We start from the raw sequence: 15,444 nt of genomic DNA, 5'->3' as shown, positions 1-15,444 counted from the left end.
CGGTTGATTCATCTCCGCATTTAAGTAAGCACAACACCTAGTAGTCGGCTGACACTTCCTGCCCGACTGTAGAGAACCTGTTTCCGTTGATTGGTTTAGAAGGTCATGAGAGGCGTTACGGCATCTATTTGGCCGGACTAAACCATTCGCGAGCATCGGCCACGGATACAAGAGTCGCCAACACCTCAGGCTGTTCCAGCGATTGATTAGCCCATCGAAGTAGCGCCCATGGAACGTCAGCTCGTATTCCTGACACCAGTGCAGTAGGCATCGGCCAACCTTTCTCGCCATTTAATTGGACGTCGGCGCTCGTATTGAGCATTGCAGACAAAAGTTCCGGGTTGAAAATGGTGTTGCTCTTGAGAAGCGTCCACGCAACTTGAACCGCGTGGTCCCGTGCGCGCGCGTTCCCAGCTCGATGGAGTGCAAGATCGGCGAAGGTTGCGGCGTCGAGTTCATATTGAAGATCTTCAGGAAGAAGAAGTGACGCAAGCTCTCCGAGAATTTGGGAGCGGTCTGTCGCTGCGGTCAGAAAGGCCCCCTGCAATCGTCGAAGGTCTGAATTTGCGCGTAAGCGCGCCAGCGCTAACCAAATCGCGAGTTTTCCGTCGGTCGATAGAGTTTCCAACACCTTGCCGACACTCTCAAGCAGTTCGAAGACCGCCTCAAGGGAGGTGCAAGTCAGCACTCCCAATACCCAGGTTGACCGATCGAGCTCGTCAACTAGGTGATCTGTTTGGTCGACCCACCACCCAGAGTCGGCAGCGTTCTTTCGGAAGTCGCGAATAATGGCTGAAGGAACTGAATCCGTTCCCCATACAGGCGCAAGTTTTCGGGCGGCGTGCCCCATCCTCAGCTTCGATGCTGATGCACCGATGATCGCTACTTCGTTCGCCAGCATGCATCGTCCGTAGATTGAATGAAGGGTATCTGCAAGGTTGGCAAAAGGAGAACTGGTGCCTTGCTGTCCCGCATGCCCCCTCCGCGAAGCTTGGAGCCGGTTGGCAGCCGAGCTTTCAGATCTCTTCAGTCGAGCGAGAGCTGTCTGATCCCATGCCGGTTGTGCGGTAACAGTGGTATCGGCCCGAGAAACCAATCCGCCGATATCTACGACCCCTGCGAGAGACGCAGCAACGGATCGACCGGACGTGTCCTCAGAGCTATTCATGCCATCCAGGACGCAGCGAACCATCGCGTCCGACAGAGCGCTTCCCGACGTTGGCTCGGCGCCCAGCTTAAGTAGCGCTGAGACTTCGTTCGGTGAATCCGGGTTGAACACGGACAGATCGGCGGTAGTTAGGTAAGTCCCGACACCTGCGGCCTGCCCCAATTCGATCCAGCGGATTCGATGCGATGGCTGCTTGCGAACGCATTCAGCCCACCATCGAGCTAAGGCTGCCCCTGTCATATATTCAGAGAGGAGTTGGGCCCGCTCCAACGCGAGGGGATCTAGGGGGTCTTCGTAGATGGCCTTCTGCATAAGACCGCTTAGTACATCACCACCGCGATCGCTAGCTATCGGCATCGCGGACCCGTCGCGGATATCGCGGAGGGCAATTCTCACTCCCACACTGTCGGAAGCAGCTTGCAGTAACCGAAGCCTGGGAGCCGGCTGATCGTCAAAGATTCCGTCTCTCACCAAAGTGAGGGCCATTTGCCGGGGCCAAAACCGAATACCGCCATCCGCAATCTGCGAGATTAGATCGTCTGTGAGTTGCGCCTTTTCTCCGTAACGGAACAAGCCAGCCATCAGACGCGCAGTATTTGCCCAATACGGACGAATGGCCGTCTCTTTGAACCGGGCGAATACATCATCATCTGATCCGGATCGCGCGATTGGCGCGCGATCGAATAGATAGCGGGCAGCGAAATACTCTCGGATCGACTGAACGTCAAACTCAAACGTTCCCGTAGTGCGACTAGTAAGTGCCCACACGCGCTCCGTAACTGTTGTGAAGAGCTCGTCAGCAAGGCCGACGAGTGCCTCGCGTCCGTTATCCACGAGGTAGTGCTTTGTTGCGCGAATTAACTCGCGACGAGTTGCGCGCCCATTTCCACTATGTTTTTCCGCGAGAGCTTGAAGGTGCCACCCGAGAAATGCTGTTATGTCCTCTAGCTCATCGCGATACTTCTTGACAACCGCGGACTTGGTCGCCTCTCTGTCGAGGAACGCTTGGAGATAGTCCTGGTAAAGGTTCGTACGCCGTTGAGGAATCGAGTCACCGCGCTGGTGGATCAGGTACAAGAGAATTGTCAACTGCATCGGGTTAGTCGCAAGCTCTCGCACATGCGCCTGTCCGGACCTCTCGCGAAATATTCGCTCAACGTCGCGACGGTCCGGGCCGGACAGATCCTGACTTCGCGACCACTTTCTGAGATACTCGATGCGCAACTCCTCGCTTATTGCATCCATGTTGAACTGGATGAATATGTCGTTAGTTGGCTCCGGTAATCGATTAAAACTGGGGCGTGAGGTTACAAGAATTCGTGGCGGTACCTCCCAGCGCTCCGAACGAACGTTGAACGCGGTGATCTCCTTGACCGCTCGCTCCCGCACGACGACCTCAGCTACTTCGTCGAGCCCGTCAAACGCGAATAGCGTCGGGAATCTGTTCCCTATCGAGACCACTTCGTCGGCATCGCACTTCATGCCTCCGCTGTCCACATGCAAGAGGTGAGCCGCATACGACTCGACAGAATCAGTTGTCGAGGCGGGGCGTCGTTTCCCCGACTGGGAACTTGGATCTATTCCCGTCAGCCAGAGAGCGTAGTCACGGAGAATGATTTTGAATGCGATCCGCGGAGTATCACGTTCCGACTTGTAGCGGCTTTCGGTGGTCTCTTCATCCGGCGGGTCTACGAATAGTTTTCGATGCTCCTGGCAGAGCTTTTGCACCAACGTCGATTTTCCTTGACCAGGGGCACCGAAAATCATGATCTTGGATGGCGCGCCTGCTGATAGCAGCAGCTCAAGAGCACCTGGATGCTTCGCCTTCGGACTCGCCCCAAGGTTATAAGTGCGTCGGGCGGTTACGTCTACGAAGAGGGAATCAAGCGGAACGCCCTCGAGTTTTCCTTGGCGAAATCCGACATTTCTGTCGGCCTCCAGCGAAGTCGCGGTTGCACTTCTAACTAGCAAGGCTTGTTTCTTCAGGCGGTCACCGTGCAACATGTCTGTGACGAGCGCCCGCATAGCGTCGGGACCGACCAGCATATTGGGATAGCGGAACTTCAACTCGCTCGGGGCCGAATCCAGACGAGCATCGAGGTCGCTGCGCCACCACACCCAAATGTCGAGGCCCACTTCTTTGCCCAGTTTCGTAATCCCAGCATCGACGACATCCATCCGACCAACCTTCGGCTTACTGGTCGCTGCCACGTTCGTTATGATGAGGTAAGACTTCGTTCCCTCTGCTGCCATACGCTTAAGGTTCGATTTTTCTCCTTCAAGTTGAGCAAGGATCCATCCGACAGGTTTCTTGACACCATGGGGATTCCCGGTCCACTTCACCTGATGCCCGACGGACTTCATGACTTGGCCTGGAATGCGTCGATAGCCGTCGAAGCCACCATCGCTCTGGTTTAGAGGGGGCAGCTGAACAGTCTGATCCAGATGAACGATCAGCGCGCCACACATCCGCTGAAAATCATCATCACCAAGATCCTCGTAGCGGTATGGCACTGGGTCCTCAAGGTTTGAACGATATGGCTGTGATCAAGAGTGTATGGGTCGAGTCAACCAAAACTAAGCGCTGACCCCACGAACGCGACCCGATCTACGCTTCGCAACAATCTGAAGGCCGTCTGGCACAGCACACGAAAATTCATAGAACCAAGTTCCGAATCCGTCGGATTTGGTAGGGGTAGCACCGCTGCCCCAGCGGCAGTTGCTGCTGACAAGCTGAACTCGTCTCGACTCATATCGGGAGCTCGGCGATTCTCAGCGTATGAAAGGCGACTACCTAGAGACTAGAGCGGCGCAGAGATGATTTGCACGGACTGGCGTTTTAGCAATAACAATGGCTTTGGATTACCTAGACCTACGTTGCCGTCGGAACTGTGATCGGTCATGAGGTCTTGGTCCGCGAAGATGACGCAGCTAGTGACGGTCGGATCTTTTGACGAGCGCCAGAGAATTCCTTTGACGGGGCCCGCGTCGCCACTTAGGCCGTATCGGAAATACTCAGCGATTACTTGAGTGGGGATGTATTCGAGGTTCTGTGTATCTGAGGGGTCAGCGACTCTCGTCACATCCTCCAGGAAATCGCCCATGAACTCGATCGGCGCACGAAGATGACGTCGGTTGGAATCGAACAGTGAAGGCATGTTGGCTGCGTTCCGGAGGTCGACCACACTAATGTCGCGGAGTAGTTCAAACTCGCCTGCTGTGCCATCATGTGTCGGATCGGCATAGCCAGCCACTTCTGCTCGGGCTCCTGCGAGCGTTGATGCTCCGTAGAACGCGCCCATGCCCTTCGCTGACATCCGGTTATCTCGCGCGACCAGGTTGGGTGGGGATCCCAGCGCGCCGGCGGACGTATAAATTTCGCCTGAAGAATGTGGTCGGACTCGCCACCAGGTGGTGTTCGCGGGAAGTACGGTAATGTGCCCGGCCTCTCGCACTGCATCGGCCACCGCTTTGGGCACTCCCGCCATGCCGATCTCGCCGCCGGATTCCATTGTTGCGTCTGGATCTTCGCGGATGAGGAAGGTATATCTGCGCTTGTGCTTTACATAGTCTCGGAAGAAGCTCCAGCCCCATTTCAGAGCCTGTACCGGGGATGCCGAGTAGGGGTCGCGCTGCACCCAAAGCTGCCCTTCAATCGCCTGCTCGAGATCAAAAAGTAGTTCTTCGTTCTCGGCAACCTCGTGATCTCTCAGCAGGTCCGCCGTGTCTCGCTGACCGCCAATCTGGTAACCGCCGTCCGCGGAAGACCATAGAACCATCTCGATTGGATCTTCGTACTCGTAGTGGAACCCCTCAACGATTAGCTCAACAACGACTTCCATGTCCGCCGATGCCTCCGGCTCTAAAGGCGTTTTTCCGCAGTAGTCGCATGGCTCTGTATCGCCTTCACCTCGAACGGCGTCGGCCAGGGCATCATCAAGGAGGCAGTTACTGCAGACGAGCACCCCAGAAGGGTAGCAAACGCACTTTCGCTCATCTGAGCTCCCTTTGGGGCGGTGACGAGTCCCGATGTCTGGGGTCCCGACGATGACCCGCCCAAGGTCCGTAAGCGCCTGCTCATTCGCGGCGTCCTGCGCTCGAACCTTATTGCTGCGAGCTCGTCGTTCGGGCGGGCGGCTGCGGGCTTCCGCGGCTAGCTCTCTTCGATAGTCTTCGCCCGCAGTGTACGCCTTCGGCAGCCGATCGGCCAGACTCTCCTCGGTGTATCCAAAGAGGTCCCTTCTCGGTGTATTCAGTGTGACCGTGGAACTAGTTCGTTGCAGCCTCCGGCGGTTGCTTTGGGTGATCAGGGACTCGTTCATTGGAGTAAGGAGGTCGGAGTGATCGACCTATGTACGCAAAAAACTGTGGTGACTCTGCCCACATTTTGCCCACACTTCTCTGAGAACAGGCGGGATTACTCGTTATTGCCGGTGGACTACATCTGCGGGAAATCACCGGTTTTCTATAAGTGCCCTCTGACTGTCAACCTCGAAACCGGGTTCGAGTCCCTGTGGGGGTACTGGTTCACCCACACTGGCGGCCTCGTGAACGCGTGGACGGCGCATGCCTAGTTGTTGGGATAGATGATTCGGACTTGCCCTTCGAACTGGCGTCCGCGAATCTCTCGTGGGGTGAGACGCACGTACATGTATCCGGCCGCAGCAACCCACATGGGCGGGTGCTGGTCGCTGGGCGACGAATCGGGAATGTCCGGTCCCAGTACGACGGCTGACCCTTTCAAGACAACACTCCACGATCCGTGTGTGAGCCGCTCGTCCACCTCGAAGACCACGGGATTGCCCTCGGCGAGGCCCTCGAATTTGGTTCCGCGAGCCGTTCTGAACACGATGGTGTGCCCATCCGCGATGTAGTTGACGGGGAAGATCTCGGGTTTGTTGTCGATGATCAGCCCGAGCCGTCCGACGTTCGCACTGGCCAGCCGTTGCCAGCAGTGCTCGACGGACAGCTCGGTGACGGGCCCTTGAGGTGACCATTGTTGAAAGTCCTTGGCGAGCATGATCATGTCAGTGCAACCTCGTTTTCGTTGTGTCGATCCAGGTGAGGCGATGGGACGTCACCAGCCGATCTCGTGGGTCGTGACGTGGGCGGACACGTCGCGCAGCACGGCCTCGCAGCGACGCACGTCATGAGCACAGCTTCGCACCGTTCAGTCGGCGGGAGACAGAGTCTTTGGTCCTGACCAGACGAACCCGGCGCCACCCCGGAAGCGCGAGAAATGTGCCCTGTACCCCTCGGGAGCAGGCGTCGGATCTAGGTTGAGGGTGAACCGCGTCTGTCGTGACAAGCTGAGAGCCATGCTCGACCCTCACGCCACGCCATCCGCTCCCGCCTCCAGCGGGCGTCGTTCGCCCCTAGACGAGCTCAAGCGGCTGGAAGCGATCGTCTACGGCGTCCCATCGCCGGAGAGCGCCGCGGCCACAGAGCAGCTCTTGAGGCTGATGCAGACACGTGATGCTGAGCGCCTGATGACCCGCCCCGTCATCGATGCGGCGCCCGAAGCCGGATTGCAGACTGTAACCGGGCCCTCAACACAACCGGAGGAACCGGAGACAGCGCATCCGGAACCCCAGACACGCCACGGATGGCATCGCTTCCGCCGAGGGGGAGCGCTGGCTTCGGTGGCGGCTATCGGCGTGCTTCTGGGCGCGATCGGAGGCGCCCTCGCGGGATTTCAGGCCGAAACGCCAGCGGTCGATGCTTCAGGCGCCCTCGCGATCTTCGACGAGCCTCAATTAGTGGCAGATCTCCCTCCCAACGCATTGAACGCGACGCAGTTCGGAGCGCAGAGTTTCCGCGCACTCATGGATTCCCCTCCGGTGTACGTAGCGAGAGGAGAGAGCGGAAAAGAGGTGTGCCTCGTACTCGTTCAACCCACGGGAGAAACGGCTGCGAGTTGCGTAGACGCTGAGTCCTTTCCAGAGTCTGGGCTCAACATCAAAGGCTCGTATCAGCACCCGGGCACAGTAGATGCCGGAAATCCAGGGGCCGGAACGTTCAGCCCGGTTGATGTGACCTGGCTGCCCGATGGAAATGCGTACAGCAGAGAGCCGTCCGGCGCGGAGTCAGCTTTTGGCGGGTCCTTTTAGTAGGTGCGCGCCGGTGGGCCGGGACGAAAGTCCCATGTCATCCCGAAAGGACTTTGGGCCCGAAGATGCGACCTCGGTGCTGGGAGCGTCTCGTCTGACGGCAAGTCGCGCTCACCCGTCCTGTTCATCCACACCTCGCGCCGAATCGAAGGAACCGCCCATGAAAGCCGCCGTTGTCACCTCGTTCACCGCCCCGCTCGAGATCGACCAGCGGGACATCCCCGTCCCCGGTCCCGGACAGATCCTGGTGCGGCTCGAGACGTGCGGGCTCTGTCACACCGATATCCACGCCGCTCACGGCGATTGGCCGGTGAAGCCGACGGTCCCCTTCATTCCGGGCCACGAGGGCGTTGGCGTTGTCGAGCAGCTCGGCGACGGTGTCACCGACCGCACCGTCGGCGAACGCGTCGCGATTCCCTGGCTCGGCTACGCGTGCGGCGAGTGTCGCTTCTGCGTAGACGGCAGAGAAACCCTCTGCGAGCAGCAGCAGAACAGTGGCTATTCGATCGACGGAGCCTTTGCCGAATACGCTGTCGCCAGCGCCCGCTTCGCCGTGCCTGTGCCCGACGGCATCACCTCCCTCGACGCTGCGCCGCTCACCTGCGCGGGCGTCACGACCTACAAGGCTCTCAAGGTGGCCAAGATCGTTCCGAGCGAACAGGTCGCCGTCTTCGGCATCGGTGGGCTTGGACACCTGGCCGTGCAGTACGCGCGCGTCATGGGCGGAAGAGTCATCGCGGTCGACGTCGAGAACCCCAAGCTCGAGCTCGCCCGCGAGCTCGGAGCCGACCACCTCGTCAACGCGGCCGAGGTTGACCCGGTAGACGCGATCAAAGCCGTCGGCGGGGCAGACGTCGCCGTTGTCCTCGCAGCCTCCCCGCGTGTGTTCGAGCAGGCGTTCGCTTCGCTGAACCGTGGCGGTCGGCTGATCTGCGTCGCTCTTCCTGCCGATCAGCAGATGAGCATCTCCATTTTCGAGACCGTCCTCAAAGGCATTTCGATCATCGGCTCCATCGTCGGCACCCGCCAGGACCTCGCCGAGGTCTTCGCGCTCCACGCTGCGGGACGCACCAAGATCATCGCGGAAGGCAGGACCCTGGATCAGGTCAACGACGCGATCGCCGAGGTGCTCTCTGGAAAAGTCCTCGCCCGCCTCGTCTTCGAATATTGATGATGCCTGAGGAATACAAAGGCTGGTCTCCGCAGGGTCCTAAGACCCTGACTGCATCGCGGATGCATCACGAGACTCTAAGGGTACTCCGATGACGGTGGCTGGGCAGTGATATGAGGAGTTCCTCGGTTCGGAGTGGGTGCGTTGGTAGAGCGTAGTCGCGACGTCGACGGGTGGTCGCCCCAGGGCCCTGTCACCGAATTGTCGGATGCTCGGAGTTGGCTCCTGATCAGGGGGACGAACCTGGGACGGATCGGGCTGAGCCGTGACAACAACCCCGAGATATACCCTGTCTATTACTATTCCGACGGCGATCGGATCGTTTTTCGAACGGCTGCCGGAACAAAACTCGTCGATCTGGCATCGAACGATTCCGTCGTCTTCGAAGTCGATGCGCCGACAGACGACGGAACCTGGAGCGTCATCGTGCATGGAACGGCACGCATCCTCAACGATGTCAGCACACAGGCCGCGGCGGTGTCATCACTCCCGGAGTGGGTCCCGACGGAGCCATACGTGTTCGTCGAGGTTACGCCGAGAACCATCGCGGGCCGGTGGTTCCACCGCAGGCTGCGTATGGCCCGAGCGGACGAACCGGACATCGGAGGACCTAAGTCCAGATCGAATGATCCGCCATCGAAGAAGCTGGGGTCATGACTGATTCATCCAGCGTTCTCGCCAATCCCGCGCCTGAAGTCCGTGACTCCGGCCACTTCGCCCGCATCGTGGTCGGAGTGGACGGCTCGGATTCGTCGATCGAGGCCCTCCGTCAGGCCAAGACGATTGCCGATGCCTTTCACTCGACTCTCGACATCGTGTGCGCCTGGTCTCTGCCGATCTCGAACTACGGAATGATGCCCCCGTACTGGAATCCGGACCGTGACGCGGCCCAGCTGGTTGACGCCGCTGCGGAGTCTGTTTACGGTGCTCAGCTGCCCGAGGGCGTTCGAACCACGATCGCAGAGGGATCGCCCGCTCGCGTGCTGATCCAGCAGAGCGAGTCTGCCGACTTGATCGTGACGGGAAGCCGCGGGCACGGTGGATTCGCCGGACTACTGCTCGGCTCGGTGAGCTCCGAGATAGCGGCCCATGCCCACTGTCCCGTATTGATCGTGCACCCCCACCATGCCGGCACACGAGACGGTGCCTGAACAGGCACCCTCATGGTACGTTCGCACCAGACCTCAAGGAGGCGCGGTGAGCGAATCCATCTCATTCCCCGACATGCCGCGCGCCGAACTCGAGCGATCGATTGACGAGCTGATCGCGCGCGCGGTCCAGATGAAGCAATCCGAGGGGAGACTGCGCGCTCTCCTGCGAGCGACGCGTGCGGTGGTGGAGGACATCGACCTTTCCATCGTGTTGCGACGCATCGTGGAGGCAGCCGTCGAGCTGGTCGATTCAGAGTATGGCGCCCTGGGCGTCGTCGGTGCGGATGGCGCAGGCCTCGAAGCGTTCATTCACGTGGGAATGACCACCGACGATGCGGATCGCATCGGGCATCTGCCGGAAGGCAGGGGGCTTCTCGGTGCCGTCATCTCGGCTAAGGAGCCCATCCGAATCGACCGTCTGGCAGACGACCCGCGCTCATCAGGATTCCCTGTTGGCCACCCTCCGATGGACGCGTTTCTCGGCGTGCCAATCAGGATCCGTGGTGTCGTATACGGCAACCTCTACCTGACCAACCCCCGCACGGGGCCGTTTACCGCGGAGGATGAAGAACTCCTCGAGGCGCTCGCAGCGACGGCCGCGTTTGCCATCGATCATGCTCGCATTCTTATCGAGGCACGCACTCGGGAGCGCTGGATGACGTCGTCGGCGGAGATCGCGGTGGCGCTCGGCCGCGCAGACAGCGAGCAGGCCGTCTCCACGCTGGCGGACGAGCTATTCGTGCGTTCCGACTCTGAGCGGGTCGTCATCGTCGTACCCGGAGAGAAAGCGGGAACCCTTCATGTCGCCGCCGCTCGGGGCGCGGATGCTGCATCTCTCGCGGGCCGGACTCTGGCATCGGGAGAATCGATGGCCGGTGCTGTGCTGGACATCGCCGTCTCGAGGATTGAGCCTGAACACCATTCCGATTCGCTGCAGGATCCTTTCCTGTTGTGTAACAACGGGTCCACCGGACCGGCGATTTACATCACCCTGGGTGATGGCGCCCAGGTGTGGGGTGTGCTTGTGGCCGCTCGGTCACCCTCGCGACCGCCATTCACGAAGACCGACCTTGAGGCTGGGGTCGACCTGGGCGAGAGGATCAGCGTTGCCCTGGAGCTGGCCCGTGCGCGTGACAGTCAGCAGAAGATGAAATTGATGGAGGATCGGAGCAGAATCGCCCAAGACCTGCACGATCATGTCATACAAGACCTCTTCGGTACCGGGCTCGAGCTACAGAGCATCTCCTCGACCGCGTCACAGGCGGACCGTTGGCGCCTCGACGAAGCGGTCACCCGTATTGACGGTGTGATAGCGCAGATCAGGAAGATCGTCTTCGCCCTCGCGCCCCGAGACGCCGGTCAGACGGCATCCGTGAGACATCGCATTCTGGATCTCGCCGCTGACGCGTCGAAGGCTTTGCCTCGACCGGTGGATGTCAGCTTCTCGGGCCCTGTGGACCTCTTCGTCAGCGGCGCCCTGGTCGATGACGTCGTCGCCGTAACCCGGGAGCTGCTCAGCAATGTGGTGAAACACGCAGATCCTCTGGACGTGTCGGTGGACGTCACTGTGGCGACCGAGGACATCCAACTGACCGTCACCGACGATGGTGGTGGAATCCCGGCCAATGTTCATCGGAGCGGTTTGGTGAACGTGGAGAAGCGTGCAACCGACCTCGGCGGTGGGGTCGACGTGACGTCTTCGCCGTCAGGAACACGTGTGGTCTGGCGGATTCCTATAACCGAGGAGGTCGCGCGATGATCACTGTTGCGCTGGTCGACGACCACGAGATCGTGAGGCGGGGAGTCGCCGACCTGTTGGAGTCGAGCGATGACATCCAAGTGGTTGCCGAGGCCTCGACTCTTGCGCAGGGCTTGGCGCGTATCGCGGCCACGCGTCCCGATGTCGCCCTGCTCGACCTGCGGCTGCCAGATGGCAGCGGGATCGACCTCTGTCGCGAGATCCTCTCGCGCATGCCGGAGGTTCGATGCGTCATCCTCACCGCCTATGACGACGACGACGCTGTCGTCGCCGCCGTCGTCGCCGGCGCATCCGGGTATCTCTTGAAAGATGTGCGAGGACCCAGCCTCGTGGAGGCGGTGGTGGCGGTGGCCTCTGGCAAGTCGCTCCTCCATCCTGCTGCGACCCGGCGTGTGTCGGAGCGTGTGCGCTCGGAATCTGTCGACGATCCCCGGTTCGGGTCACTGAACATCCGTGAGCGTCAAATCTTGAACCTGATCACCGAGGGACTGACGAATCGCCAGATCGGCGAGCGACTCGGGCTGAAAGAGAAGACGGTCAAGAACTACGCATCGAACATGCTGCGCAAGCTCGGCCTCGAGCGCCGCACGCAGGCTGCCGTCTACGGCCGAGATCACGGACAAGGTTCGACAACGTAGTAAGCCGGCTGCGCACTCGAGTGACCAAAGACCCTTCGGGCGAGTGGCCGACACGATTGGCTGATCCCATTCAGTGAGGGGATACACCATGGGTGAGAGCGACCCGCTTGCAGCGCTGACGGACGACGATTGCTGGACTCTGCTCGCCGAAAACGATCTGGGTCGCCTGGTGCTCTCTGCGGCCGGCGACATCGACGTGTTTCCCGTCAACTTCGTTGCCGACCACGGGGTGCTCTACGTCCGCACAGCGCCGGGGACGAAGCTCCTCGAACTCACCGTCCATCCCGATGTCATCTTCGAGGTAGACCATGTCGACGACGACCGCGCGTACAGCATCGTCGTCAGGGGCATTGCGACGGAACTGCAGAAGCAGTCGGAGATCGATGAAGCGGAGGCCCTTCCATTGCGACCGATCCTGCCGACCCTGAAATACCGGTGGGTGCGCATCACGCCGACATCTCTCAGCGGGCGCTTGTTCTCTCGCGGCGTGGAACCCGACCGCTTCTGACCACTCACTAAGGAACTCATGATGAATACTCCAACTCCGACTCGCCATCACGATGTCGTCGACGACCTCGAGCCCGAGGAATGCTGGCGGCTGCTCGAAAGGGTATCGGTGGCCCGGTTGGCTGTCGTGGACGAACTCGGTGCCGACATCTTTCCCATCAACTTCCTTGTGCATAACGGCCTTGTCTACTTCCGCAGCGCACCGGGAACGAAGATCGTGCGCGCGACAGCGCATCCGGGCGTGGCCGTAGAATTCGACGGAACCTACGACGGCCTCCGGTGGAGCGTGGTTATCCGCGGCGACATTCGGCGACTGTCCGACGACGCGGAGATCCACGCATCCGGGGTCGACAAGCTGCACACCTTCACGGCAGCGACGAAGTGGAACTACTTCGTCATCAGCCCACGCACGATCTCGGGGGTCAGGTTTCGAACCAGTCGTCGATTGTCGGACGGAGGCCGGTCGTGATCTCCCACGCGCACCCTCCTGCCGACGCGGAACCCATCGTCGTGGGCCATGATGGCTCCTCCGGTGCCGACCGGGCACTGAGGAAAGCTTTCGACCTCGCCCGAGCGCTCACATCGCCGATCACCGTCGTTCGCACCTGGTCTATCGACTCGGCGCCGGCCGGCTCACTTTTTCATGACGGCTACGTGACCTCGTTCTCCGAGGTCAGCGAACGAACCCGCGACTTGGTGACGAACGAGACCAAACCGCTCTGCGACGAGTATCCCGATGTTCCGACGCGATTCGTCGGGATGCTCGGACAGCCTGCGGAGGTACTCGTGAACCTGTCGTCCTCAGCGCGGATGCTCGTCGTCGGATCGCGCGGGCGCGGGGGCTTCGCGGCGCTCATGCTCGGGTCTGTGAGCGAACAGTGCGTGCGCCACGCGTTGTGCCCCGTCCTCGTCGTTCCGCCATCGACCAGGACTCGTCCGTAACGAGAGGTCGGCGTGGTCATCGATTTCGCGGGGGCGAACTCAGAGCACGCAGAGCGTTGAGAATGCAGATGAGGTCGACGGCCTCCTGGATGCCCGCACCGACGGCCGCCGGGATCACGCCGAATGCGGCGACGAGCATCAAAACGACGCTCAGAACGATGCCGATCCAGATGCTCTGCAACGCGATCCTCACGCTGTCCTGGCCTATGGCCACCGCGTCGACGGCTTTCGCCAGGTCGTCGACCAGGATGACCACGTCGGCCGATTCACTGGCGGCCGTGGCTCCGCGTGCACCCATCGCGATGCCGACATCAGCTGCGGCGAGCACGGGTGCGTCATTGACGCCGTCACCCACCATCATGACGGGGCGATCCGGCATCGTGGCCACGGCATCGACCTTGCCCGACGGGAGACAGCCCGCCCGCACATCCGATATTCCCGCCAGGTCGGCGATGGATGCCGCGGTGGCGTACGCATCGCCGGTCAGCATGACCATGTGTTCAGCGCCGCGACGCTGAAGCTCGGCGATGGCTTCGCGAGCGTTGCCGCGAAGCCGGTCACGGGCGATGATCGCGCCCGCGAATTGATTGTTCACAGCGACGTAGATCGCTAGTTCTCCGGCTGCGAGTGTCGTGGCCTTCGCGCGAGGAGCTCTGTCCCTGATGAACCCGAGGGTGCCGACATGTACCTCGTCGGTACCGACACGGGCGCTGACGCCGCCCGCCGCCGTTTCCTCCGCCTCCACCGCATCGTGAAGCTGAAGCCCCGCCGCGGTGACGTATTCGACTATGGAGTTGGCGAGCACGTGGCTTGAGTACTGTTCGGCCGATGCAGCCAGTTGCAGTATTTGGTGTGCCGTGAAAGGCGGTTCGGCACGCACGTCGCTGATGGTAGGCAGGCCGTAGGTGAGTGTGCCCGTCTTGTCGAAGACTACGGTTCGCACTCTCGAAAGAAGCTCGAGCACGGCCCCGCCCTTGACGATGATGCCGGTCTTGGCGCCGCGGCTCATGCCAGCCATGAACGCGATGGGCGCGGCTATGATGAGCGGGCATGGCGTCGCAAGCACCAGAACCTCGGCGAACCGCACGGGATCGCCGGAGAGAATCCACGCCACGGCCCCGATCAGAAGGGCAACACCGGTGAAAGGGAGGGCGAACCTGTCGGCGAGGCGAACCACGGGGGCCGGGTGGGCAGAGGCTTCCGATACGAGGAGCACGATGCTCTGATACTGGCTGTGAGCGGCGTCGCGACTCGCAGTCATCCGGATCGCTGTTGGGCCGTTGATCGATCCGCTCAACAGCTGCTCGCCGCCATGACGGAGCACCGGGAGGCTCTCGCCAGTCAGCGAGGACTCGTCGAATTCGGCAACGTCGATTTCTGGCGATAGGAGACCGTCGACTGGAACGACTTCAGACGGTCGCACGAGCAGTACGTCGCCGACTGCGACTTCACTCACCCCAATGTCGACAGTAACGCGCTCTCCATCCGGGGATACGCGATGGGCGGTCCGAGGAGAGCGATCTATGAGTGCCCTCATCTCGCGTTCGGCACGCGATTGCGCATAGTCCTCCAACGCCTCGCCGCCCGTAAGCATCAGCACGATGATCAGGGCTGCGAGCAACTCGCCCACCAGCACCGTTGAGACGATGGCTATGACGGCGAGCACGTCGACGCCGACGATGCCTTTCTTCAACCTGCCGATCATGCGAACGAACTCGAGCCCAGCGATTGACAGAGCATAGATCGCGGCAATCGAGCGTGCGGCCAACGGCACACCAGCAAACAGCAGGATGCCCGCAACGGCGCCGACGACGATGGTCGCGGCAACGAGCGGGTAGCGAAGGCCGTTCCTTACAGATCGTCCGGATTGCGTCTCAGGCGTTCTGGTCATCCTCCACCGTCACGCGAAGATCGGTGAACGCGAGTGTCTTTGGTCCCTCGGTCGAGCGGGCTCGGGATCTAGCCTTCGGTGGACAGATCAGATCATTCTTCGCGGAG

The 15,444-nt window shown here is 60.7% G+C and carries 13 protein-coding genes; 9 read left to right on the top strand and 4 right to left on the bottom strand.

Annotation, left to right across the window (positions count from 1 at the left end):
• Positions 1 to 124: 124 nt before the first annotated feature.
• The 3 genes from TZ00_RS02790 to TZ00_RS02775 all read right to left on the bottom strand — a co-directional run bounded on the left by TZ00_RS02790 (position 125) and on the right by TZ00_RS02775 (position 6,194).
• Complete coding sequence (locus TZ00_RS02790; RefSeq protein WP_152631057.1) at positions 125 to 3,682, bottom strand: NACHT domain-containing protein; 3,558 nt, start codon at positions 3,680 to 3,682, stop codon at positions 125 to 127.
• 287 nt (positions 3,683 to 3,969) lie between these two features.
• Positions 3,970 to 5,133 carry a HEPN-associated N-terminal domain-containing protein gene (locus TZ00_RS02785; RefSeq protein WP_161793719.1) on the bottom strand — a complete coding sequence of 388 codons (1,164 nt, stop codon included), beginning with the start codon at positions 5,131 to 5,133 and terminating at the stop codon, positions 3,970 to 3,972.
• Positions 5,134 to 5,738: 605 nt separating this feature from the next.
• Positions 5,739 to 6,194 carry a pyridoxamine 5'-phosphate oxidase family protein gene (locus tag TZ00_RS02775; protein ID WP_052521220.1) on the bottom strand — a complete coding sequence of 152 codons (456 nt, stop codon included), beginning with the start codon at positions 6,192 to 6,194 and terminating at the stop codon, positions 5,739 to 5,741.
• A 292-nt stretch (positions 6,195 to 6,486) separates the two neighbouring features.
• Here TZ00_RS02775 and TZ00_RS02770 point away from each other — a divergent pair, with 292 nt between their 5' ends.
• From TZ00_RS02770 to TZ00_RS02730, 9 genes are all read left to right on the top strand, one after another.
• Positions 6,487 to 7,278: a hypothetical protein gene (locus tag TZ00_RS02770; protein WP_044439020.1), complete on the top strand. Its 792-nt coding sequence runs from the start codon at positions 6,487 to 6,489 to the stop codon at positions 7,276 to 7,278.
• Positions 7,279 to 7,438: 160 nt separating this feature from the next.
• Positions 7,439 to 8,449 carry an alcohol dehydrogenase AdhP gene (adhP, locus tag TZ00_RS02765; protein ID WP_044439019.1) on the top strand — a complete coding sequence of 337 codons (1,011 nt, stop codon included), beginning with the start codon at positions 7,439 to 7,441 and terminating at the stop codon, positions 8,447 to 8,449.
• 144 nt (positions 8,450 to 8,593) lie between these two features.
• Positions 8,594 to 9,106 carry a pyridoxamine 5'-phosphate oxidase family protein gene (locus tag TZ00_RS02760; protein WP_044439357.1) on the top strand — a complete coding sequence of 171 codons (513 nt, stop codon included), beginning with the start codon at positions 8,594 to 8,596 and terminating at the stop codon, positions 9,104 to 9,106.
• On the top strand, positions 9,103 to 9,600 hold the full coding sequence (locus TZ00_RS02755) for a universal stress protein (RefSeq protein WP_084605866.1): 498 nt from the start codon (positions 9,103 to 9,105) through the stop codon (positions 9,598 to 9,600). The genes TZ00_RS02760 and TZ00_RS02755 overlap by 4 nt, the downstream gene beginning before the upstream one ends.
• A gap of 46 nt (positions 9,601 to 9,646) precedes the next feature.
• Entirely contained in the window at positions 9,647 to 11,359 is a 1,713-nt protein-coding gene (locus tag TZ00_RS02750) for a sensor histidine kinase (protein ID WP_052521218.1), read from the top strand.
• A complete protein-coding gene (locus tag TZ00_RS02745) occupies positions 11,356 to 11,997 on the top strand; it encodes a response regulator (protein WP_044439018.1) in 642 nt (213 codons plus the stop codon). Before TZ00_RS02750 ends, TZ00_RS02745 begins: the two co-directional genes overlap by 4 nt.
• Positions 11,998 to 12,085: 88 nt before the next feature.
• Positions 12,086 to 12,505 (top strand): pyridoxamine 5'-phosphate oxidase family protein, encoded by a 420-nt coding sequence (locus TZ00_RS02740; RefSeq protein WP_044439017.1) that lies wholly within the window; start codon positions 12,086 to 12,088, stop codon positions 12,503 to 12,505.
• Positions 12,506 to 12,526: 21 nt separating this feature from the next.
• The gene (locus tag TZ00_RS02735) at positions 12,527 to 12,973 is read left to right on the top strand and encodes a pyridoxamine 5'-phosphate oxidase family protein (protein ID WP_044439352.1); all 447 of its coding nucleotides are present in this window, start codon (positions 12,527 to 12,529) and stop codon (positions 12,971 to 12,973) included.
• Complete coding sequence (locus tag TZ00_RS02730) at positions 12,970 to 13,446, top strand: universal stress protein (protein WP_044439016.1); 477 nt, start codon at positions 12,970 to 12,972, stop codon at positions 13,444 to 13,446. Before TZ00_RS02735 ends, TZ00_RS02730 begins: the two co-directional genes overlap by 4 nt.
• A 16-nt stretch (positions 13,447 to 13,462) precedes the next feature.
• On the opposite strand, the gene TZ00_RS02725 is transcribed toward TZ00_RS02730, so the two are convergent.
• Entirely contained in the window at positions 13,463 to 15,337 is a 1,875-nt protein-coding gene (locus TZ00_RS02725; protein WP_044439015.1) for a heavy metal translocating P-type ATPase, read from the bottom strand.
• Positions 15,338 to 15,444 lie beyond the last annotated feature (107 nt).

The sequence above is a fragment of the Agreia bicolorata genome, assembly GCF_000938265.1.
Lineage (GTDB): Bacteria > Actinomycetota > Actinomycetes > Actinomycetales > Microbacteriaceae > Agreia > Agreia bicolorata.
The sequence above is the reverse complement of the archived record's forward strand: the minus strand, read 5'-3'. Positions and strand labels throughout refer to the sequence as shown.

Coding starts and splice junctions, on each gene's coding strand:
- TZ00_RS02735 (WP_044439352.1), top strand. CDS start 12,527: ATGAATACTCCAACTCCGACTCGCCATCACGATGTCGTCGACGACCTC.
- TZ00_RS02740 (WP_044439017.1), top strand. CDS start 12,086: ATGGGTGAGAGCGACCCGCTTGCAGCGCTGACGGACGACGATTGCTGG.
- TZ00_RS02755 (WP_084605866.1), top strand. CDS start 9,103: ATGACTGATTCATCCAGCGTTCTCGCCAATCCCGCGCCTGAAGTCCGT.
- TZ00_RS02775 (WP_052521220.1), bottom strand. CDS start 6,194: ATGATCATGCTCGCCAAGGACTTTCAACAATGGTCACCTCAAGGGCCC.
- TZ00_RS02745 (WP_044439018.1), top strand. CDS start 11,356: ATGATCACTGTTGCGCTGGTCGACGACCACGAGATCGTGAGGCGGGGA.
- adhP (WP_044439019.1), top strand. CDS start 7,439: ATGAAAGCCGCCGTTGTCACCTCGTTCACCGCCCCGCTCGAGATCGAC.
- TZ00_RS02725 (WP_044439015.1), bottom strand. CDS start 15,337: ATGACCAGAACGCCTGAGACGCAATCCGGACGATCTGTAAGGAACGGC.
- TZ00_RS02770 (WP_044439020.1), top strand. CDS start 6,487: ATGCTCGACCCTCACGCCACGCCATCCGCTCCCGCCTCCAGCGGGCGT.